The sequence below is a fragment of the Luteibacter jiangsuensis genome (assembly GCF_030812295.1).
Taxonomy (GTDB): Bacteria; Pseudomonadota; Gammaproteobacteria; order Xanthomonadales; family Rhodanobacteraceae; genus Luteibacter; species Luteibacter jiangsuensis_A.
The window spans coordinates 762460-783349 of sequence record NZ_JAUSSK010000002.1 but is presented as its reverse complement, the minus strand read 5'-3'; the positions used below and the strand labels follow the sequence as shown (position 1 = coordinate 783349).

Sequence of the window (20890 nt, the reverse complement as noted above, 5' to 3'; positions counted from 1 at the left end):
AGCGGCTCATGGGGAGCGGGATGGCATTGGGCATTCCCTGCCTAACGCGCCAACCGGAAAAAGGTTTCGCCGGGCGGCGAACCGTCCGGCGAAAAGGAGGTATTTCCTTGGGGAGGGCGATCCGTCATCAGCCCGCGGTCTGCGCTTCGATGCCGTGCGCCAGGGCGCGTCGTCGCTTGCGCTCGGCCAGCCAGTCGGAGAAACGCTCCATGTACAGGTAGATCACCGGCGTGGTGTAGAGCGTGACCAGCTGCGAAAGCAGCAGGCCACCGACGATCGACACGCCCAGCGGCTTGCGCAGCTCCGAACCGATGCCGTTGCCCAGGGCCAGGGGCAGCGCACCGAGGAGCGCCGCCGCGGTGGTCATCATGATCGGACGGAAGCGCAGCAGGCAGGCGCGGCGGATGGCCTCATGTGCATTCAGGCCGGTGCGCTTCGCCTCGATGGCGAAGTCGATCATCATGATCGCGTTCTTCTTCACGATGCCGATCAGCAGGACGATACCGACGATGCCGTCCACCGACAGGCTCATGCCGCACAGGAGCAGCGCAAGCAACGCACCGACGCCGGCCGGGGGCAACGTGGAGATGATCGTCAGCGGGTGGATGTAGCTCTCGTAGAGCACGCCCAGCACGATGTAGATGACGATGATCGAGGCCAGCAGCAGGAGCACTTCGTCGCCGACCGAGGACGAGAACTCCGCCGCCTTGCCGATGAACTGGCCGCGCACTTCCGGCGGGAAGTTCAGCTCCTTCTCCACCTCGTGGATCGCATCAACCGCCGATGACAGCGAGTAGCCAGGCGCCAGGTTGAACGAGATGGTCACCGCCGGCAGCTGCTGCAGGTGGCTGACCACCAGCGGCGCGCTGGTGACCTCGGCGCTGGCCAGCGCGGCCAGGGGGATCGTGCCGCCACCGCCGACCTGGAAGCCGACGTTGCCGGTATTGCCGATGCCCGCCGGCGTGGCCGAGTTGCTCGAGGTGAGCTGGCCGAAGCTGGTGGCGTTGGAGCCCGTGAGCGCGCCGTTGCCGTTGCCGCGCACCGTGAGCTTGTTCAGCAGGTCGGTGCTGGTGCGATATTCCGGTGAGACCTCGAGCACCACGCGGTACTGGTTGAGCTGGGTGAAGATCGTCGAGATCTGCCGTTGGCCGTAGGCGTCGTAGAGCGTGTCGTCGATGGTCTGCACCGGCACGCCCAGGCGGCTGGCGCTGTCGCGGTCGATGGTGAGCTTCAGCGCATTGCCCTTGTCGGCGAGGTTGCTGTCGACATCGGCCAGTTCCTCGCGCTTGCGCAAGGCCGATGTCATCTGCTGCGCATAACCCGCCAGCGCGGTCGAATCCACGGCGGACAGCGAATACTGGTACTCGGTGGCGGACACCTGGCTGTCCAGTGTCACGTCCTGTACCGGCTTCAGGTACAGCGCCACGCCGGCGATGTGCGAGGCGGCTTCCTGCAGGCGCGGAAGCACCTCGTCGAGGCTGTCGCGGTCGCCGCGATCCTTCAGCACGATCGAGATCTGACCCTGGTTGAGGGTCGGATTGACCGAGCCGGCGCCGATGAAGGCGGCCACGCCGGACACGGCGGGATCCTTGCCGAGCGCGTCGGCCACCGCCTTCGTGCGTTTCTCCATCTGCGGGAAGGCGACGTTCTGGTCGGCCTGCACCACGGCGGTGATCAGGCCGGTGTCCTGCTCGGGCAGCAGCCCCTTCGGGATCACGATGTACAGGACGACCGTGAGCGCCACCGAGAGCGCCGCGACGATCATGGTCAGCGGCCGGTGGGCAAGCACCCAGTCGAGGCTGCGGCCGTAGCCATCGACGATGCGCGACCAGGTGGTGTGCTTGCCGGCGGCCGCGGCGTGTTCGTGGGCATCGTCCGCGTCCGGCAGCTGGTCGGCCTTGAGCAGATACGCGCACATCATCGGCGTGAGCGTCAGCGAGACCAGCATCGAGATCGCCACGGCGATGGTCAGCACCCAGGCGAATTCGTGGAACAGGCGGCCGGTGACGCCCGGCATCAACAGCAGTGGCAGGAACACCGCGATCAGCGAGACGGTCAGCGAGAGCACCGTGAAGCCGATCTCCTTCGCGCCCACCTCGGCGGCGGTCTTGGCGTCCTGGCCCTGCTCGATGTAGCGGACGATGTTCTCGATCATCACGATCGCATCGTCGACGACGAAGCCGGTCGCAACCGCCAACGCCATCAGCGAGAGGTTGTCCAGCGACATGCCGGTGAAGGCCATCACGCCGAACGTACCCATCAGCGACAAGGGCACGGCCACCGACGGGATCACCGTGGCCCACAGGCGGCGCAGGAAGACGAAGATCACCGCCACGACGAGGCAGATCGTGAGGATCAGGGTGAACTGGACATCCTCGACCGACGCACGGATGGTGATGGTGCGATCGGAGAACACCTGCAGGTGAACGTCGGCCGGCAGCACCTTTTGCAGGTCGGGGATGGTCTGGCGGATCTGTTGCACCGTCTGCACGATGTTCGCGCCAGGCTGGCGGCGGATGTCGAGCAGCACCGCCGGCTTGCCGTTCGCCCATGCGGCGAGTTGGTCGTTCTCCACGCCGTCGATCACATTCGCCACGTCGGACAGGCGCACGGGAGCGCCGTTCTTGTAGCTGATGATCGTACCCTTGTACTCGGCGGCATCGGCCAGCTGGTCGTTGGTGCCGATGCTGTACGACTGGGTCTTGCCGTTCAGCGTGCCCTTGGGCGCGTTGACGTTGGCCTGGGTGAGCGCACTGCGCACGTCCTCCATGGTCAGACCGAGATTGGCCAGCTGGGCCGGGTTCACCTGGATACGCACGGCCGGACGCACGTTGCCGGCAATGGAGACCAGGCCGACGCCCTGCACCTGCGAGAGCTTCTGCGAGAGGATCGAATCGGCGAAGTTGTTCACGTCGCGCAGCGCACGGCTGTCCGAGGTGAGCATCAGCGTCATGATCGGCGCGTCGGCCGGGTTCACGCGGTTGTAGACGGGCGGATAAGGCAGGTTGTTCGGCAAGGTGCCGCGCGCCTGGTTGATGGCGGCCTGCACGTCCTGCGCGGCGATGTCGATGTCGCGGTCCATGTTGAATTGCAGGACGATCGTCGACAGGCCCGCCGACGAGTCCGAACTCATCATGTTCAGCCCGGAGATCTGGCCGAAGTTACGCTCCAGCGGCGTGGTGACCAGGGCCGCCATGGTGGTGGCGCTGGCACCCGGATACTGCGTGGTGACGACAAGGCTGGGCGCGTCGATCTCCGGCAGCGCCGACACCGGAAGCTGCCGGTAGCCGAGGATACCGAGCAACAGGACCGCCACCATCAGCAACGAGGTGGCGATCGGCCGGCGAATGAAGAGTGTCGAGAAACCCACGTTCTATTCCTGGTGTCGGGACCTTGCGATCCGTGGCGGCGCATCCGTCGTGGACACGCCGCGCGCTAAGCGCTATCAGCCGCGGCGTCCGCCCTGGCGGCCCTGCTGATCCTTCTTCGCCTTCAATTCCTCGGCCGTGGGCGCTGCGGGAACCTGCCCCGGCGCCAGCGGCTGCACCTTCGAGCCCGGCTTGAGACGGAACTGGCCCTCGGTCACCACCTTGTCGCCGAGCTTCAGGCCCTTGCTGATGAGCATGTGGCTGTCACCCACCTCGGTGGCGGTTTCCACCGCCTGCATCTTGACCGTGTTGTCGCCCTGCACGAGATAGACATAGTCGCCATCCGGCCCGCGTTGCACCGCCTGGGCGGGCACGACGAGGCCGTTCTTCACCGTGCGCACGCGAACGCGCGCATTGACGAACTGGCCGGGCCACAGCTCGGTCTTGGTGTTGTCGAACAGCGCGCGCAGGCGGAACGTGCCGGTGGTGGTGTCGATGGTGTTGTCGATGACGTCGAGCTTGCCGGTGGCCACCACATGCGCGTCGACACGGTCGAGCGCGGCGACCTCGAGCGGTGTGGCGCCTTCCTCGCGCATGGAGGAACGGACCAGGTCGAGGTTCTTCTCGGGCAGGTTGAACGAGACGTAGATCGGATGGACCTCGGTCAGCGTGACGATCGTGTCCGTGGTGGCGACGATGTTGCCGACGTCCACCGCACGGATACCGGCGAGCCCGTCGATCGGCGCGATCACCTTGGTGAAGCCCAACTGCACCTGCGAGGCACGGATCGAGGCCTGGTCCGCGACCACCGTGGCGAGGGCCTGGTCGAGGGTGTTCTTGAGATTGTCGAGGTCCTGCTTGGACACGTACTGCTGGCCGCCCTTGCTGACCAGATTCTGCGAACGCTCGAGGTTGTTCTTGGCGGTGGCCGCGGCGGCCTGGTCCTGGCGCAGCTTGGCGACGGACTGGTCGTATTGCGACTGGATGGTGCGCGGGTCGATCTCGGCGATGACATCGCCCTGCTTCACCTCCTGGCCTTCCTGGAAGTTGAGCTTCATCAGCTGGCCGCTGACCTGCGGGCGCACCACCACGGAATTACGCGCCTGGGCCGTACCGGTGGCGGTGAGGTAGACGGGCACATCCTGGCTGGCGACGGGTACGACCGTGACCGGCACGGGCGGCTGGTCCTTCCCCTGGCCCTCGCCATCGGCCTTGCCTCCCTGGGTCTGGGCTGCGTTCGCACCGTCGGCGTGACGCAGCCGGGGAACGACGAATATGCCCGCGATCACCAGAACCACGATGACGGCCAGCGCGATCTTCCAAAAACGCGACATGCAAAACACTCCCAGGATGAATGACCGGACGGGGGTACCTGGTCCGACCGGCGCGCCGTGCGCCATGGGGGTTTATACCCCCAAAAGGTGAAAACCCGACGGCGCCAATATAGGTGTAGGTGAACGGCATTGAACAATGCCGGTTGACAGGGGTACAGCATGACTGACGGCACGTCTCCCCCGCCGGTCCCCTGGCGCGGCACCGGCATGCGGACCGCTGACTCCCGCGGAGGTTCCGTTATACTCGCGAAATTCGACGCCGCATTTGCGGCCGGCAGGCACGCCGGATCCCGGGGAGGGGACGGCACACCCAAATCAGTGGAGTCAATGCGTGAGCGGTTCTCCGAGCAAGTCCGACCAGAACTTCATGCGTCAGTTCTCGTGGCTGACCGCCGGCCTCAGTGTCCTGGCCCTCGTCCTGATGGTTATCGCCTATACCATCTACAGCAACATCCCCAAGGATCAGGACCCGGCCGTCGCCAAGCACACCGAGGCCCGGATCGCCCCGGTGGGCGGCGTCTATGCCGGCGACACCGGCCGTGCGGCGATGCTGGCCGCCCAGGAAGCCGCCGCCAAGGCCGCCGCTTCGCAGGTCGCCTACGGTGGCAGCACCGACGGCAAGACCATCTACGACAACCTGTGCCACAGCTGCCATACGGCTGGCGTGGCCGGTGCGCCGAAGCTCGGTGACAAGGCCGCGTGGTCCGCACGCATCGCCCAGGGCATCGCCACCCTCACCAAGCACGCCATCGACGGCTACACCGGCCCCGACGGCAACCACATGCCGGCCAAGGGCGGTAACCCTGCCCTGACCGACGAACAAGTCGGCAACACCGTCAAGTGGATGGCCGATCAGGTCAAGTAAGCGGCGGAAGGCGGGCCACCCACTCCGTCGCGAACGCTCGCAACTGCGGGAAGAACCGCTCGAACGTGGCCTGCAGCATGGCGTCCTCGGCCATCAACAGCGGCATGGCCTCGCCGACGGGGTTGGCCCGGGACAACCGTTGCGAGATACCGCGCAAGGCCTTGGCGATCGCCTCGGCCCGCGCATAGCCTGCCGGAAGCCGGTTCGCGTCCATATAGCCGAGGAAACGCTTCAGCGCATCGGGTAGCAACGGACCGGCCGCATGCAGTTCGGCGCGCAGGTCGTTCGAGAAATCCTCCAGGGGCCGCGTTGACCAGCGTGCGAAGCCGCGCGCCAGGCAGTGGTCGAACCACATGTCGAGGAGGATCCCCGCATAGCGGCGGAAGGGCGCGGGCAAGCGCTCGCGGGCCGCGCGGACCTCGTCGTGGCTGTCGGTGAAGCTGTCGATCGCCCGGTGCAATTGGATACCCTGACGAACCCGCTCGGGAATGGCCGGATCGGGCTTGCCATGCACGAAGTCGCCCATGATGCCGCCCAGGCGCAAGGCCGCGTCGTCACCCGCCAGCAAGGCATGTGCCAGCACGTTCATCGCGGGTCCTCGCCGCGAGACGGCCAGCCAGCGGGTATCATGGAGAGCATGAGCGATCTTCTACCTACAGCGCCGGATCACTTTCCGGACGAGAGCATGAGCTTCGCGCTCGCAGGCCCGGCGGGCAAGCTCGAATGCGAAGCCAAGGCCGCCACCGCCGACGTGGCCCGTCATGGCATCGCCGTGATCTGCCACCCGCTGTCCACGGACGGCGGCAGCATGCACAACAAGGTGGTGACCATGATCGAGCGCTCGCTGCGTGAGTCCGGCATGGACACGATCATCTTCAACTTCCGCAGCGTGGGCAGGTCGGAAGGGGCGTTCGACAGCGGCCATGGCGAAAGTGACGATCTCGCCGCCGTGGTCGCCTGGGCGCGCAAGGTCCGTCCCGGCGCCGCCCTGTGGCTGGCCGGGTTTTCCTTCGGCAGTTACGTGACCCTGCGTAACGCCACCCACCTTGGAGCCGAGGCCTTGATCAGCGTGGCGCCACCCGTGGCGGGCCGTGGCTGGGATTTCGACCAGTTGGAACTGCCCCGGTGCCACTGGCTCGTGGTCATGGGCGACGCCGACGAGATCGTCGACCCGCAGGCCGTCTACGACTGGATCGACAACCTGCCGGAAGATACTCGCCCGCAACTGGTGAGAATGGAGGACACCAGCCATTTCTTCCATCGCCGCCTGATGGACCTGCGCGGCGTCATCAAGAATGGCGTGAAGAACTGGTTGCCGGAGTCCCGCGCTGCATGACCTGCACGGAATCGACGCCCGGCGAGCGCTACCGGGACGGGATCGCCGGGCATCGCTGGGAATCCGATCCGGCCCAGCTACCCGTCATCGCCCAGTTCGACCGCCTGCATGCGGCACTCTGCACACCCGCGCCTTCCGGTGGCGGCCTTTTCGGCCGCCTTCGCAGCATGCTCGGCAACGAACCACGCGCCGCCGTGCGCGGCCTGTACCTGTGGGGCAGCGTCGGCCGGGGCAAGACCTTCCTCATGGACCTCTTCGTCTCCAGCCTCGCCCCGGGTCTCGCCCTGCGGCGGCATTTCCACCGCTTCATGCTGGAGGTGCACGGCATGCTGCGCGAACTCGGCGAGCGGCAGAGTCCGCTCGACGAGGTGGCCGAACGCCTCGCCGCGAAGTGCCGCGTGTTGTGCCTGGACGAATTCCTCGTCTCCGATATCGGCGACGCCATGATCCTCGCCGGGCTGCTGGACGGCTTGTTCGCGCGCGGCGTCACGCTGGTCACCACCTCGAACACGCCGCCGAAGGGCCTCTACAAGGACGGCCTGCAACGCGCGCGGTTCCTGCCTGCCATCGCGGCGATCGAAAAGCACTGCGTGGTCCATGAAATGGTGTCTCCGCACGACTGGCGCCTGCGCGCCCTGAGCCAGGCGCCGGTCTACCTCGTGCCGCCCGGCCAGGAGGCCGAGCGCTCGCTGACGAAGATCTTCATGGGCCAGGCGGAGGGCGAGATCGCCGAGGCCGGCTCCATCATGCTCAGCGGCCGCGACGTGCCGGTGCGCAAGCGTGCGAAGAATATCGTCTGGTTCGACTTCGCCGCGCTCTGCGAAGGCCCACGCGCCGTCGCTGACTACATCGAGCTGGCGAAATCGTATCCGGCGGTGATCCTGTCCAACGTGCCGCAGTTCACCATCTACTCGGAAAACGAGGCCAAGCGCTTCGTCCTGCTGGTGGACGAGTTCTACGACCGTCACGTGAAGCTGGTACTCTCCGCGGCCGCACCGATCACGGAACTCTACGATGGCCGCAAGGTTCGCGCCGAGTTCGGCCGCACCGAATCGCGGCTCATCGAAATGCAGAGCGAGGACTACCTTGGCCGTGACCATAAACCCTGACACGGCACGGACAGGACCGGCTGGCCGGTCGTATCGTTGGTCCGCCATGCTTCACCGGCGGGTCTCCCGCGCCATCTGACGAGGTATGCCATGGAACATTGCGAGCTGGTCCCGGGCCGCGGCATCCGCCGCGGCGACACCGACATCTTCTTCGGCATGTCGCGAAAGAAGCTTCGCGACGCACTCGGCTGGAAGTCGGGTGGCGAGAACATGTGGGACGACGAAGACGAATACGCCGATGCCGCCGGAGACGACTGGCTGCGGCTGCGCTTCCTCGACGACAAACTGTGCGACATCGAAGTACTGGGCGGCGTGCTCACCCATGAAGGCACCGAACTGTTCGCCACGAACATGCCCACCCTACGCACGGCGCTGAAGAAATCCGGCATGGCACTCGAGAAGACCGAATGGCTTTCCGAAGGCCACGATTGCGTCGACCTCCAGATCGTGGTGGCATCCAGGGAAGACATCGGAGACGTGGGCGAGGACATCGCGTGGGTCATCACCAGCAGCGACTTCCGGGTCGAATGACGCGAACAAGGGCCACCGTCGCAAGGCGCATCCGCCTCGCGGCGGTCGTGCTGGCGATCGCCTGCCTTGCCGGCTGCGCCACCGGGCCACGCGTCGCACCGCAGCGCAGCGCCCTGGCCCACTGGACACCGTCGCCCAACTTCAACGCGCGCAAGGCGCAGATCATCGTGTTGCACCACACCTCGATCGGCAACGCCGCGGAGGCCCTGCGCGTGCTGAGCACACGTAACAGCGAAGGCCAGGTAAGCGCTCACTACCTCGTCGAGGCCAATGGCCGCATCGACCAGCTCGTCGACGACAACGACCGCGCCTGGCACGCGGGCGCCTCGCGCTGGGGCGACATGACGGACCTGAATTCCTCGTCCATCGGCATCGAGATCGACAACGATGGCGAGTCCCCGTTCACCCAGCCGCAGATACAGGCGCTGGTGAACCTGCTGGCCGACCTCACCACGCGCCTGGGCATCCCGCGCGAAGCCGTGGTCGGTCATGGCGACATCGCGCCCGGCCGGAAGAACGATCCGAGCGTGCAATTCCCCTGGTCGACGCTTGCCAGTTACGGTTTCGGGCTATGGCCGGAGGCGAACCCGATCCCCGCACCGCCCGGCTTCGATAGCCTCGCGGCGATGCGCCTGGTCGGCTATGACGTATCCAATCCGCGCAATGCGATCATCGCCTTCCATCGCCACTACCGGGCGATGGAAACCGACACGCTCGATGTCACCGATGCCGCCATTCTCTATTCGCTGCAACGCAAGCTGATGGCGCCACGTCAGTAATCGAACGAAGCGAACGCGGCGATCGTCCGTTCGATGGCCGCGTCGTCGATGTCCAGGTGCGTTACCAGGCGGATCGACGGAAGATAGCCGATGCTCAGTCGTACGCCGTGCGCGGACATGTGTGCGGCGAGGTCCTTCAAGCGTGCGGGCGGCACGTCGACGAAGACCATGTTCGTATGGCAACCCTTGACCTCGAGACCGTCGATCCGGCGCAAGCCGTTCGCCAGCCGGCTGGCGCGTGCGTGGTCGTCGGCCAGGCGTTCCACATGGTGGTCGAGCGCATGCATCGCCGCCGCGGCAAGCATGCCTGCCTGCCGCCAGCCACCGCCGGCGACCTTGCGCCAGCGACGAGCACGGTCGATCAGCGCCACGCTGCCCAGCAACACCGAACCCACGGGCGCGCCAAGTCCCTTGGACAAGCACACGGACACGCTGTCGAAGCCCGCCACGACCTCGCGTGCCGGACGGCCATAGGCGATCGCCGCGTTGTAGAGGCGCGCGCCGTCCATGTGCAGTCCGAGGCCGCGCCGTGTCGCCAGTTCGCGCGCGGAGGACAGGTAATCGAACGGAAGGACGCGGCCATGCCAGGTGTTCTCCAGCGCCAGCAGGCGGGAGCGGGCGAAGTGCGGGTCGATCGGCTTGATCGCCGCCTCGACCTTGTCCAGGGGCAATGTTCCGTCGGTGTCCTGCGGGATCGGCTGTGGCTGGATCGAACCCAGCACCGCCGCACCGCCGCCTTCGAAGCGGTAGGTATGCGCATCCGCACCCACGATGTATTCGTCGCCACGCTCACAGTGGCTCATCAACGCAAGCAGGTTGCTCTGGGTACCGGTGGGGACGAACAGCGCCGCGGCGAAGCCGAGGTCGGCGGCAAGACGATCCTGCAAGGCGTTGACCGTGGGGTCCTCGCCATAGACATCGTCGCCGACCGGCGCCCGCGACATCGCCTCGCGCATGGCGTCGGTGGGCCGGGTGACGGTATCGCTGCGCAGGTCGATGGGTTCCATGGGCGTGTGTTCAAGAGGGACCGGTCCACGATGGTACGCGATGCCGTTCACGATTCCGTGGCCCGAAAGGCGGCATGCTCGGGACATGATCACAATCGTCATGGGTGTGTCCGGCAGCGGCAAGAGCACGATTGGCGGCGGCCTGGCGGCACGGCTGGGCCAGCCCTTCGTCGATGGGGATCACCTCCATCCGCAAGCCAACCGCGACAAGATGGGCAGGGGCATACCGCTCGACGATGCGGATCGCCGGCCCTGGCTCGCCGCCATCGTGGAGGAGATCGATCGCCACCGGCGGCAGGGCGAGTCGCTGGTGGTGGCGTGCTCTGCGTTGAAGCACCGCTATCGCGATTTCTTGCGAAGCGGACACGACGACGTCAAGTTCGTCTACCTGCATGGCTCACGCGACGTGCTTGCCGAGCGCCTCGGTCATCGGGCGGGACATTTCTTCGATCCGGCGCTTCTCGACAGCCAGCTGGCCACGCTGGAGGAACCCAGCGACGAGGAAGCCATGCGCGTGGAAATCGGAAAGCCGCCCGCCGAGCTCATCGAGTGCATCATCCGCGCGGATTGCCACGGACCCCAGGCCTAGGGCCTGCGATCACGCAGGCAGTGGCCGCGTCGCTTCGCCCGTGTTCTCATATTCGCTCCCCTCCCCCCAGGAAAGCCCATGCAAGCCCCCGTCGACGCGGCGCTGGACGGCCGCCGCGCGGACACGACCGTCTATGGCGTGATCTTCGCGATCAGCTTCTGTCATCTGCTCAACGACATGATGCAGTCGCTGCTTCCGGCCATCTACCCGGGCCTGAAGACCGACTTCCAGCTCGACTTCGGTCAGATCGGTCTCATCACGCTGACATATCAGATGACTGCGTCGATCCTGCAGCCACTCATCGGCCTCTACGCCGACCGGCGTCCCACGCCGCTTGCGCTTCCCGGTGGCACGCTGTTCTCGCTGTTCGGCCTGCTCGTGTTGTCGAAGGCGCACGCGTACCCGTTGCTGCTCGCCGGCGCGGCGTTGCTGGGCATGGGTTCCTCGGTCTTTCATCCCGAATCGTCTCGCGTGGCGCGGATGGCTTCCGGCGGCCGCCACGGCCTCGCGCAGTCGCTTTTCCAGGTGGGCGGCAACGCTGGCCAGGCATTGGGCCCGCTCGCCGCGGCGCTGGTCGTGGTGCGCTGGGGACAGTCGAGCCTGGCCTTCTTCGCGCTACTTGCCCTGCTGTCCTGCGCGATCCTGTGGAATGTCGGCCAGTGGTATCGCCACTACGGGCTGCCACGCCTCAAGAACAACGCAGGTAAGCATGGCCAACTCACCCCGGCCACCCGGGAGGCGCGGCGCGGCATCGCCGTGCTGCTCGCACTGATTTTCTCGAAGTACGTGTACCTCGCCAGCCTCACCAGCTATTTCACCTTCTACCTGATCCACCGGTTCGGCGTGTCGGTGGAGAATGCGCAATTCCACCTGTTCATCTTCCTCGGCGCGGTGGCGGTGGGAACGGTGCTGGGCGGCCCCGTCGGCGACCGCATCGGACGCAAGCGCGTGATCTGGTTCTCGATCCTCGGCGCCCTGCCCTTCACCCTCCTGCTGCCGCACGCCAGCCTGTTCTGGACGGCGCCGCTCACCGTGGCGATCGGCTTGATCCTGGCCTCGGCCTTCCCCGCGATCGTCGTCTTCGCACAGGAGCTCGTGCCAGGCCGCGTAGGCATGATCTCCGGCCTGTTCTTCGGCTTCTCGTTCGGCATGGGTGGCCTGGGCGCGGCGGTGCTCGGTGAACTGGCCGACCACATCGGCATCGAGGCGGTGTACCAGGTGTGCGCCTTCCTGCCCCTGATCGGTTTGCTGGCGGCCCTGCTGCCCAGCCCCAAGCGGGACGCCAGCTAAGAAGACCGCCGAGACCATGGTGGGAGCCGACTGTGTCGGCGATGGGTGCTCGCCCACTACGTCCCTATTTAGGCAGGGCGTAGGCGATCACCCAGTCGCCTTGCTTGGTGCCCAGCGAGCCGTGCCCACCTGCCGTTACCAGCAGGTACTGCCGTCCGTCCTTGTCCGCATAGGTCATCGGCGTGGCCTGGCCGCCGGCGGGGAGGCGGGCCTCCCACAGCTTCTTTCCGGTACGCACGTCGTAGCCGCGCACGTAGTAGTCCAGCGTGCCCGAGAGGAAGGTGACGCCGCCTGCCGTGGTCACCATGCCGCCGAGGCTCGGGACGCCGAGCGGCATCGGTATCGGCAGCGGTGCGCTGTCGACGATGGTGCCGTTCTTGTGCCGCCACATCATCTTGCCGGTGCGCAGGTCGACGCCCGCGACGTAACCCCACGGCGGGGCCTGGCAGGGAATGCCCAGCGGCGAGAGGAAGGCCGACAACTCGATGCCATAGGGAATGCCTTCGGCCTTCTTCACGCCTTCGGTCTCGCTCTTGGCCGGCCCGACTTCCATCTTGGCCAGCACGTCCTTCGGGATGAGGCGCGACTGGAAAGCCATGTAGCTCGGATTGATCAACATCAACTGACGCGTGGGATCCACCGACACGCCACCCCAGTCGAAGACGCCGAAGTTACCCGGAAAAACCAGCGATCCTTGTTCGGAGGGTGGCGTGAACATGCCTTCGTAGCGCAACGAACGAAAACGCACGCGGCACCAGAGCTGGTCCAAGGGCGTCGTGCCCCACATGTCTTTCTCCCGCACATCCGGTGGCGCGAAGTTGAGATCCGATAACGGCTGCGTCGGCGCGGTGTGGTCGCCCGCCACGGCACCCTGAGGACGTGGCACTTCGCGAATGGGAACGATCGGCGTGCCGTCGCGCCGGTCGAGCACGTACACGCTGCCCTGCTTGGTCGAGGCGACCAGCGCGGGTTTCATGCCTTGGGCGGTCTGCAGGTCGACGAGGGTCGGCTGGCCGCCGATGTCCATGTCCCAGAGATCGTGGTGGGTGAACTGGTAGTTCCACCTCACCTTGCCGGTGGCCACATCCAGCGCGACGATGCCCGCGCCGTACTTCTCCGACATGGGCGTGCGTCCGCCACCGAACTGGTCGGGCGTCTGGTTTCCCATCGGCAGGTAGACGATGCCGAGGTCCTCGTCGGCGCTGAAGAGCGACCAGACGTTCGGCGAATTGCGGGTATAGATGCCGCCGGGGGCGATCGGAGCCGTGGCCTCGGGATTGCCTGGGTCCCAGTTCCATACCAGGTGGCCGTCGTGCACGTCGTAGGCGCGGATCACGCCGGAGGGCTCGTTGGTCGACTCGTTGTCGGTGACATGGCCGCCGATGATGACCAGGTCCTTCGTCACCGCCGGCGGCGAGGTGGAGTAGTAGCCACCCGGCGTGAACGGGCCGATGTTCGTGCGCAGGTTCACCGTGCCGTGGTCGCCGAAGTCCGTGCAGGGCTGGCCGGAATCGGCGTCGATCGCCATCAGGCGCGCATCGGCCGTGGGCAGGAACAGGCGGCGGGGGCAGGTCGCCGAGGCGGTGGATGCCGTCGCGATCGCCGCGGTCGAGGCCGAGGCGGGTGTGCCGGCCGCGGTCGTCGCCGGAGCGGGGATCGTCGCCGCCGCGTACTTCGCATCGTCGTGATACGACACGCCACGGCAGGTCATGTGTTCCCAGTGCTTGAATCCGACGGGACTCTGGATCTTCGGATCGAACTCCCATCGCTTTTGCCCCGTGGCCGCATCCACCGCGATCACACGGCTGTGCGGCGTGCACAGATAGACGGTGTCGCCGATCTTCAGCGGTGTGTTCTCGGAGGTCGTTTCGGTCGGATCGTCGGGCCCCGGGGTATCGCCCGTCTGGATCTTCCAGGCCACCTGCAACCGTCCCACGTTATCCGGGGTGATCTGCGTCAGCGGGGAGTAGCGCTGGCCGAACGGCGAGCCACCGTAGTCGGTCCAGTCGCCGTCGGGGCGTGCGGCGCGATCACCTTGTGGTCCGGCAACGTCGGCCATCGGCAGTTCGCCCGACAGGTCGTGATCGGAATGAAGCGCCCCCGCTGCGCCCACCACCGCGACGATCAACAGCGAGACGAACAGGAAGCCACCGCCTGTATTCCGGGAGGTTTCGTAGAGGCTGTCCCGGTTGAGGCCACGGCGCGGCCAGGGCAGCAAGAGCCACAAGCCCAGCACGAACCATACATCGAGGCGCGGAAGCAGTTGCCACCAGTCCAGGCGCACTTCCCAGACCGACCAGGCGGCGGTGCCGATCAGCAGGAATCCGTAGAGGGGCACGGCCAGCCGCACGCGGAACAGCAGCAAGGCCGCGACCACCAGGGTGACCGCGCCCGCGGCCAGGTAATAGGCGGAGCCGCCGAGATTGACGAGCCGTATGCCACCCAGCAGGGTCGCGGCACCGAACAACGCGAAGAGGAACGCCGTAAACAGCGTCGCGGGATGGTGTCTCCTGACTCGATTCACATGCGCCTCTCTGGTGTCCTGAGCCCTCCCTCTCGGCCAGGGTGGAGAAAAGGGCGTGAATCCAAGGTGGAGAACGGGGCCGCCGGGCCTATCTTTACCGTCCGGCCTTCTCGGACAGTTCCGCTTCCATCGCCTCGCGCATGAGGTACTTCTGCACCTTTCCGGTCACGGTCATCGGGAAGCCGTCCACGAAGCGGACGTAGTGCGGCACCTTGAAATAGGCGAGGTGCCGCCGGCAATAGTCCTGGATCGAGCCCTCCGTGGCCGCCGCCCCATCGCGCAGGCGGATCCACGCGCACACCTGCTCGCCCAGCCGGTCATCCGGGACACCGAACACCTGCACGTCCTGGATATCCGGGTGTCCGTAGAGGAATTCCTCGATTTCGCGGGGATAGATGTTCTCGCCGCCGCGGATGATCATGTCCTTCAGGCGGCCCACGATCGTGCAGTAGCCCTCATCGTCGATGACCGCGAGGTCGCCGGTATGCATCCAGCGCGACGCGTCGAGCGCCAGCCGGGTATTGGCCTCGTCACCCCAGTAGCCGCGCATCACGGAATAGCCACGCGTCAGCAGCTCGCCCGTCGTACCGCGCGGAACGACCCGCCCCGCCTCGTCCACGATCTTCACTTCCACGTGTGGATGGATGCGCCCCACCGTCGACACACGCAGTTCGAGCGGATCGTCCGGTACGGTCTGGAAACTGACAGGGCTGGTTTCGGTCATGCCGTAGGCGATGGTCACCTCGCTCATGTGCATCTCGCGCACGACACGGCGCATCACCTCGATGGGGCATGGCGAACCCGCCATGATGCCCGTGCGCAGGCTCGACAGGTCGAACTCGCGGAAGCGTGGATGCTCGAGCTCGGCGATGAACATGGTCGGCACGCCGTGCAGCGCGGTGCAGCGTTCCTCCGCCACCGTTTCCAGCGTGGCCAGTGCGTCGAAGCCCTCGCCGGGGATCACCATGCACGCGCCGTGCGTCACGCAGGCGAGGTTGCCCAGGACCATCCCGAAGCAATGGTAGAACGGCACGGGGATGCACAACCTGTCGGCCTCGGTAAGGCGCATCGCTTCGCCGATGAAGAAGCCGTTGTTGACGATGTTGTGATGCGTGAGCGTCGCACCCTTTGGCGCACCCGTGGTACCGGAGGTGAACTGGATATTCACCGCGTCGTCGAACGATAGCTCCGCATCCACCGCCGCGAGGCGCTTCCGCGCCGCGTCGTCCGCCGCGATATCGCACCAGCGCAGCGTACCGGGCGCCGCTTCCCCGTCGAGCAGGATCACGTGGCGCAGGTCCGGCAATGCCGCCGCGCGCAATCCGCCCGGCGGGGAGGCGTCCAACTCCGGAGTGAGGCCGCGGAGGATGTCCAGGTAGTGCGACGACTTGAAGGCGCGTGGCAGGATGAGCGCGCGGCAACCGACCTTGTTCAGCGAATACGCCAACTCGTGCGAACGGTAGGCGGGATTGATGTTGACCAGGATCAACCCCGCCTTCGGCGCGGCGAATTGCGCCACCGCCCATTCCGCACGGTTCGGTGCCCAGATGCCGACGCGGTCGCCGGGCTCCAGGCCCAGCGCGAGAAGGCCGGCGGCGACGCGCTCGACCTCGGCGTGGAATTCCCGGTAGGTCCAGCGGACGCCCTGCTGGCGCACCACCAGCGCAGGCCGGTCCGGCCAACGTGCGGTGACGCGATCGAGCAGGGCCCCGACCGTCTCGCCGAGCAGGGGTGTGGGGCTCGCGCCGTGCACGTAACTCGCGGCGTGGTCCATGTGGCTATCCTCGTTGGGGCTTCGCCCGAGGATAAACAATGTGCACCGGCACGTGCGCCCTTGTCAGGCGAACTCGGTCCAGCCCGCGGTGTCCGCCGTGGCAGGCGCCGGCTGGTGGCCGAAACTGAGATCGTGCATCGCACGGCCGGATGTCGCCGACGGCACGTCGTCGGCGCCTGCCGCGACGTCGACCGTGAAGAACGCCACCTGATCGCGCAACGACTTCGCCTGGTCCTGCATGGACTTCGCGGCGGCGGCGGCCTCTTCCACCAGCGCGGCGTTTTCCTGCGTCACCTGGTCGATCTGCGCGATGGCGAGGTTCACCTGGTCGACGCCGGACGACTGCTCGGCGCTGGCCGCGGCGATCTCGGCGACGATATCGGTCACCTTCTTCACGCTGTCGAGGATGTCGCGCAGCGCATCCGACGACTGCTCCACCAAGGTGGCACCCGCATCGACACGATCGCCACTTTCGACGATGAGTCCCTTGATCTCGCGTGACGCCGCCGCGCTGGATTGGGCGAGGCGGCGCACTTCCGTCGCCACCACGGCGAAGCCACGACCCTGCTCGCCCGCACGCGCCGCTTCCACGGCGGCGTTCAATGCCAGCAGGTTGGTCTGGAAGGCGATATCGTCGATGAGGCCCACGATGTCCCCGATGCGACGGCTGGAATCGCCGATCTGGCGCATGGCCTCCATCGCTTCGCCGACGACGGCACTCCCCTTCTCCGCCGCGCCGCGCGCATGCCGCGACAGGCGGTCGGCGGCCAGGGCGTTCTCCGCGTTCTGCTTCACCGTCGCCGTCATTTCTTCCATGGATGCGGCGGTTTCCTCCAGGCTGGAGGCCTGTTCCTGCGTGCGCTGGGAGAGGTCGTCATTGCCGCGCGCGATTTCGCTGGAGGTCGTGGAGACGACATGCGCGCCTTCCTGCACTTCCGTGACGATCGAGGCCAGGGTGCCGCGCATGCGTTCCAGCGCGCCCAGCAAGCTCTCCGGCGCGAATGCGGCCGCGCCATCCGCGCGAAGGTCGCCGCCGGCGATACGCCCCGCGATCTCCACGGCGTCGCGCGGTTCGCCACCCAAGCTGCCCCGGATGCTGCTCATCGAGAACCAGACGATCGACAGCGCCAGCAACGCGATGAGGCCGGACTTGATCAGGTCGCGCTCGATCTGGGCCTGAAAGGCCGCGTCGATGGCTTCGAAATAGGCACCGGAGACGAAGTGCAGGTCCCACGGCTTGTACCAGGACGAGAAGCTGATCTTGTCCTTCAGTTCCTTGGTCTTGGGCATGACCTGCGTGTAGCGGGTCATGCCGTGCCCGGCCTTCGTATCGGTGGTGAGCATGGCCTCGTAGTGGTGGAAGCCCTTGCCGTCGACATCGTCGCGGATGTTCTTGCCGATGTCGTCGCGGCGCAGCGGATGCATGCGCATGGTCAGCGACGAATCGAACGCGAAGATGTAGCCGGTATTGTTCGCCCAGCGCATCGCCTCGATGTCCTGCAGCGCGCTCACCCGCGCCTCCAGGTCGCTCAGCTCACCCTTCTCCGCACGCGCGTGGTAGGCGTCGGCGATCGCCATCGCCGCCGTCACGTGCTGCTCGAGCGTGTCCGCCAATGCACGCATCTGCACGCCGCGGCTCTCGATGCCCGCCATGATCGTCTGCGCCAACAGGCCGGCCACGACCACCGTCGTCACCATCCATACGCGCGTGTTCAGCCGCGTGCGGCCGAACCATTTTTCCACTGCCGACATACCCGTCACCCTCGATTTCCCCGTGCAGGATTTATCGGCGGTGGGGTGCAAGACTTTACGAGGGGTATGTGAAGACGCTCAGGGGGCGGTCAGGGTGTGCCGCCCCGATCCCAGCACCTTCTCCGGCAACCCCGGCAGGGCCACCACCGCCTCGGTGCCCACCGGCACCACGATGTCCGCCTCGACCTTCCCCGCCACCTTGCGCCATGCCACGGAGGCTTCGCCGTAGGGCGTCATGACCGCCGCCGACGCCCGGTCCAGGAAGGCCGTGAGGGTTGGCCGCACCTCGAAACGGCGCCATCCCGGCGCGAGTGGCCGGAGGCCCGCCACGTCGCCGTACAGCCAGTCGTCGATCGTGCCCAGGAAGTAATGGCCCCGCGAGCGCGAGGCCAGCTTCCAGTGTTCCCAGAGGCTGGTGGCGCCGTTGGCGCGCCAGAAGCCCCAGCTCGGGAAGGTGGTCTGGGTGGCGATGGCCCAGGCTTCGTCCGCGTGGCCGGTGGCGGTCAACACCGGCAGGATCGGCTTGGTCGCCAGCGCGCCGGTATCGAGATGGTCGCCACGCGCCTTCGCATCGGCCGCCACGCCGGCCGCCACGCGTGCCTCGAGGTCCTCTGGCACGAGGCCGAAGTCCAGGGCCAGCAGGTTGTGCGCCTGTCGATAGCCACGGTCGCCTTCGCCGCGATAGCGGGCGGCCGCGCGATCGAGGAAACGCTCGTTGAACGCCGCCCGCACCTTCTCCGCGCGGGCATCGAACGTGGCGGCGCCGGACGCATCGTCGACAAGTCGCAGCATCGCCGCCGTCGCACGCTCCATCCCGTACAGATAGGCCGTGGCGGCGACGCGCTTGTCCTCCGGCGCGTTCTCGCCGCCCGGATCGGTCTCCGGACTGACCCAGTCGCCCAGTTCCGTGTCGGCGATGCCACCGGGCGAACGCGCATCCTCCATCGCCACGTAGCGCGCGATGCCCTGGACGTGCTCCTCTATCGGCCGCCGGTCTCCCGCATACATCCACAGCCACCACGGGATGAACACATAGGCCGAATGCCAGGTAGGCGCGCGTACGTCGCCCCAGCCGGGGTTGGGTGCGATGAGCAGCGGCGCGCCTTGCGCGTTGCGTGCATCGGCGATGTCGCGCAGCCACTTCGCCAGCAGGCGATCCGCATCGAAGTTGCGCAGGAACATCTCCGCGCCCAGCATGCCGTCGCCCGTCCAGCCGTTCTTCTCGTACATCGGCGTGTCGGTCGGTATGCCGTGCAGGTTGTTCAGCATGGTGTCGACGGCGGCCCGGTGTATCCAGTTCAACAACGGATTATCGCTGTCGAAGCGGCCGGTCACCGCGACGTCGGTATGCACCACCTGCGCGGCGACCGCGCTGGCAGCCGGCTTGCCGCCAGGCCAGCCCTGGACCTGCACGTAGCGAAAGCCCTTGTACGAAAAACGCGGATGCCAGCGGACCCGGCCGCCGTCGAGTGTCAGGCGGTCGGTCTGGAATCCCCGCTTGAAATAATGGTGCTCATCGCGCGCGTCGACGGTACCGTCGGGCAGCAACTTCTCTCCGTAACGCGCGACGATCGTCGTGCCTGTCGGGCCGGTCACGTCGAAGCTCGCCCATCCCGCCATCACGCGGGGAAATGCGAACACGTAAGTACCCGGCACCGGCTCGGTGACGGCCGTGGCGGCGACGGTGTCCACCACGCGGATCGGCTGCTCGGTCTGTGCAACGAGCTTTCCCGCCGGCGCCGGCAATGCTGTCGCGGGGGACCATGTGCGTGGTGCGGCGAGACGCGCATCGAATGCCTCGCCGCCATACAGGTCGTCCGATCGCGTCGGCCCATCGGCCACGCGCCAGCTCGTATCGCTGACGATATTTTCGATACGGCCATCGGCATGGCGGATGCGTAGCAATGCGCGCATCCGTGGACGGCCATGCCACGGTGCCCGCTCCCAATGCCATACGTTCGGGTTGGTGAGCCCGTAGAAGCCGCGCCCGAGTTCGGCGCCGAGCGTGTGTTCGCCGGGCGCGAGGATAACGTCGTTCGCGACCACCTCCACGCGCTTTCCGTAGTCGGTGAAGCCCGGACCGAGCACGGCATCGCTTACCGGCTTGCCGTCGATCGTCATGTCGGCATAGCCACCGGCGGCGATGTACAGCGTGGCACGCGCCACGTCGCCGTCGACACGGAACGTCTTCCGCAGCAAGGGCGCGGGAAGCGTGTCGTCGCCCTTGCCGATCCAGCGCGCCCCGTGCCAGCCGGCTTCGTCCAGCGCGGTATCGAAGCGCGAGGCCACGCTGGCATCGCCGTCGGAGGTGTGGACGTCCGCGCGCCACTCGTAGCGTTCGCCGGGGGCCAGCGGGGGGCCGGCGTATTCGATGTCGAACGGACGTGCGCCGACGACGTCGCCACTGTCCCAGACCGTCGTGCCCCGGTGCGTCACGACGATGCGATAGCCCGTCTGCACGGTGCCATCGGTATCGCTGCGCACGATCCACGAGAAACGTGGCCTGGCCACGTCGACGTACCCCGGCGTATCGGTGCGTTCGACGCGGGGCGTGGTGAGGCTGACGGCGGCGTTCGCGAGCGGCGCGGTGAACAGCAGGACGCAGGCGAGATGGGAGCGAACGGGCAACGGA

General features: G+C 66.8%; 15 protein-coding genes. 7 read left to right on the top strand and 8 right to left on the bottom strand.

What is annotated here, in order from left to right; all coding sequences use genetic code 11:
• Positions 1–127: 127 nt before the first annotated feature.
• Both J2T07_RS08730 and J2T07_RS08725 read right to left on the bottom strand, forming a co-directional pair.
• Positions 128–3370 (bottom strand): efflux RND transporter permease subunit, encoded by a 3243-nt coding sequence (locus tag J2T07_RS08730; protein ID WP_306849030.1) that lies wholly within the window; start codon positions 3368–3370, stop codon positions 128–130.
• 75 nt (positions 3371–3445) lie between these two features.
• The gene (locus J2T07_RS08725; RefSeq protein WP_306849028.1) at positions 3446–4702 is read right to left on the bottom strand and encodes an efflux RND transporter periplasmic adaptor subunit; all 1257 of its coding nucleotides are present in this window, start codon (positions 4700–4702) and stop codon (positions 3446–3448) included.
• Positions 4703–5069: 367 nt separating this feature from the next.
• On the opposite strand from J2T07_RS08725, the gene J2T07_RS08720 reads away from it, so the two are divergent.
• Complete coding sequence (locus J2T07_RS08720; RefSeq protein ID WP_306849528.1) at positions 5070–5567, top strand: c-type cytochrome; 498 nt, start codon at positions 5070–5072, stop codon at positions 5565–5567.
• Here J2T07_RS08720 and J2T07_RS08715 read toward each other — a convergent pair.
• Positions 5560–6156 (bottom strand): ACP phosphodiesterase, encoded by a 597-nt coding sequence (locus tag J2T07_RS08715; protein ID WP_306849026.1) that lies wholly within the window; start codon positions 6154–6156, stop codon positions 5560–5562. The genes J2T07_RS08720 and J2T07_RS08715 overlap by 8 nt on opposite strands.
• A 96-nt stretch (positions 6157–6252) precedes the next feature.
• Here J2T07_RS08715 and J2T07_RS08710 point away from each other — a divergent pair, with 96 nt between their 5' ends.
• The 4 genes from J2T07_RS08710 (at position 6253) to J2T07_RS08695 (ending at position 9322) form a co-directional block, all read left to right on the top strand.
• On the top strand, positions 6253–6903 hold the full coding sequence (locus J2T07_RS08710; RefSeq protein ID WP_430539334.1) for an alpha/beta hydrolase: 651 nt from the start codon (positions 6253–6255) through the stop codon (positions 6901–6903).
• Positions 6900–8012 (top strand): cell division protein ZapE, encoded by a 1113-nt coding sequence (zapE, locus tag J2T07_RS08705; RefSeq protein WP_306849023.1) that lies wholly within the window; start codon positions 6900–6902, stop codon positions 8010–8012. The genes J2T07_RS08710 and zapE overlap by 4 nt, the downstream gene beginning before the upstream one ends.
• A gap of 90 nt (positions 8013–8102) precedes the next feature.
• Positions 8103–8543: a hypothetical protein gene (locus tag J2T07_RS08700; RefSeq protein WP_306849021.1), complete on the top strand. Its 441-nt coding sequence runs from the start codon at positions 8103–8105 to the stop codon at positions 8541–8543.
• Positions 8540–9322: an N-acetylmuramoyl-L-alanine amidase gene (locus tag J2T07_RS08695; protein ID WP_306849019.1), complete on the top strand. Its 783-nt coding sequence runs from the start codon at positions 8540–8542 to the stop codon at positions 9320–9322. The genes J2T07_RS08700 and J2T07_RS08695 overlap by 4 nt, the downstream gene beginning before the upstream one ends.
• Here J2T07_RS08695 and ltaE read toward each other — a convergent pair.
• A complete protein-coding gene (gene ltaE / locus J2T07_RS08690; RefSeq protein ID WP_306849017.1) occupies positions 9316–10329 on the bottom strand; it encodes a low-specificity L-threonine aldolase in 1014 nt (337 codons plus the stop codon). The two genes, J2T07_RS08695 and ltaE, sit on opposite strands and share 7 nt — an antisense overlap.
• An 85-nt stretch (positions 10330–10414) precedes the next feature.
• On the opposite strand from ltaE, the gene J2T07_RS08685 reads away from it, so the two are divergent.
• Both J2T07_RS08685 and J2T07_RS08680 read left to right on the top strand, forming a co-directional pair.
• Complete coding sequence (locus J2T07_RS08685) at positions 10415–10918, top strand: gluconokinase (protein WP_306849015.1); 504 nt, start codon at positions 10415–10417, stop codon at positions 10916–10918.
• 78 nt (positions 10919–10996) lie between these two features.
• A complete protein-coding gene (locus tag J2T07_RS08680) occupies positions 10997–12208 on the top strand; it encodes an MFS transporter (protein ID WP_306849013.1) in 1212 nt (403 codons plus the stop codon).
• Positions 12209–12272: 64 nt separating this feature from the next.
• Here the strand turns inward: J2T07_RS08680 and J2T07_RS08675 are convergent, their stop codons facing one another.
• From J2T07_RS08675 to J2T07_RS08660, 4 genes are all read right to left on the bottom strand, one after another.
• Positions 12273–14732: a glucose/quinate/shikimate family membrane-bound PQQ-dependent dehydrogenase gene (locus tag J2T07_RS08675; RefSeq protein WP_306849012.1), complete on the bottom strand. Its 2460-nt coding sequence runs from the start codon at positions 14730–14732 to the stop codon at positions 12273–12275.
• Between the two features lie 94 nt (positions 14733–14826).
• Positions 14827–16506: an AMP-binding protein gene (locus tag J2T07_RS08670; protein WP_306849011.1), complete on the bottom strand. Its 1680-nt coding sequence runs from the start codon at positions 16504–16506 to the stop codon at positions 14827–14829.
• A gap of 63 nt (positions 16507–16569) precedes the next feature.
• Positions 16570–18258 carry a methyl-accepting chemotaxis protein gene (locus J2T07_RS08665; protein ID WP_306849010.1) on the bottom strand — a complete coding sequence of 563 codons (1689 nt, stop codon included), beginning with the start codon at positions 18256–18258 and terminating at the stop codon, positions 16570–16572.
• Between the two features lie 78 nt (positions 18259–18336).
• Positions 18337–20886, bottom strand: coding sequence for an alpha-L-rhamnosidase (locus J2T07_RS08660; protein ID WP_306849009.1), 2550 nt, complete (start codon positions 20884–20886; stop codon positions 18337–18339).
• Between the last annotated feature and the right edge of the window lie 4 nt (positions 20887–20890).

What these genes read in the sequence shown, in the direction of transcription:
- J2T07_RS08725 (WP_306849028.1), bottom strand. Translation starts at nt 4,702, where the DNA reads ATGTCGCGTTTTTGGAAGATCGCGCTGGCCGTCATCGTGGTTCTGGTG.
- J2T07_RS08720 (WP_306849528.1), top strand. Translation starts at nt 5,070, where the DNA reads ATGCGTCAGTTCTCGTGGCTGACCGCCGGCCTCAGTGTCCTGGCCCTC.
- J2T07_RS08715 (WP_306849026.1), bottom strand. Translation starts at nt 6,156, where the DNA reads ATGAACGTGCTGGCACATGCCTTGCTGGCGGGTGACGACGCGGCCTTG.
- J2T07_RS08710 (WP_430539334.1), top strand. Translation starts at nt 6,253, where the DNA reads ATGAGCTTCGCGCTCGCAGGCCCGGCGGGCAAGCTCGAATGCGAAGCC.
- zapE (WP_306849023.1), top strand. Translation starts at nt 6,900, where the DNA reads ATGACCTGCACGGAATCGACGCCCGGCGAGCGCTACCGGGACGGGATC.
- J2T07_RS08700 (WP_306849021.1), top strand. Translation starts at nt 8,103, where the DNA reads ATGGAACATTGCGAGCTGGTCCCGGGCCGCGGCATCCGCCGCGGCGAC.
- J2T07_RS08695 (WP_306849019.1), top strand. Translation starts at nt 8,540, where the DNA reads ATGACGCGAACAAGGGCCACCGTCGCAAGGCGCATCCGCCTCGCGGCG.
- ltaE (WP_306849017.1), bottom strand. Translation starts at nt 10,329, where the DNA reads ATGGAACCCATCGACCTGCGCAGCGATACCGTCACCCGGCCCACCGAC.
- J2T07_RS08685 (WP_306849015.1), top strand. Translation starts at nt 10,415, where the DNA reads ATGATCACAATCGTCATGGGTGTGTCCGGCAGCGGCAAGAGCACGATT.
- J2T07_RS08680 (WP_306849013.1), top strand. Translation starts at nt 10,997, where the DNA reads ATGCAAGCCCCCGTCGACGCGGCGCTGGACGGCCGCCGCGCGGACACG.
- J2T07_RS08670 (WP_306849011.1), bottom strand. Translation starts at nt 16,506, where the DNA reads ATGGACCACGCCGCGAGTTACGTGCACGGCGCGAGCCCCACACCCCTG.
- J2T07_RS08665 (WP_306849010.1), bottom strand. Translation starts at nt 18,258, where the DNA reads ATGTCGGCAGTGGAAAAATGGTTCGGCCGCACGCGGCTGAACACGCGC.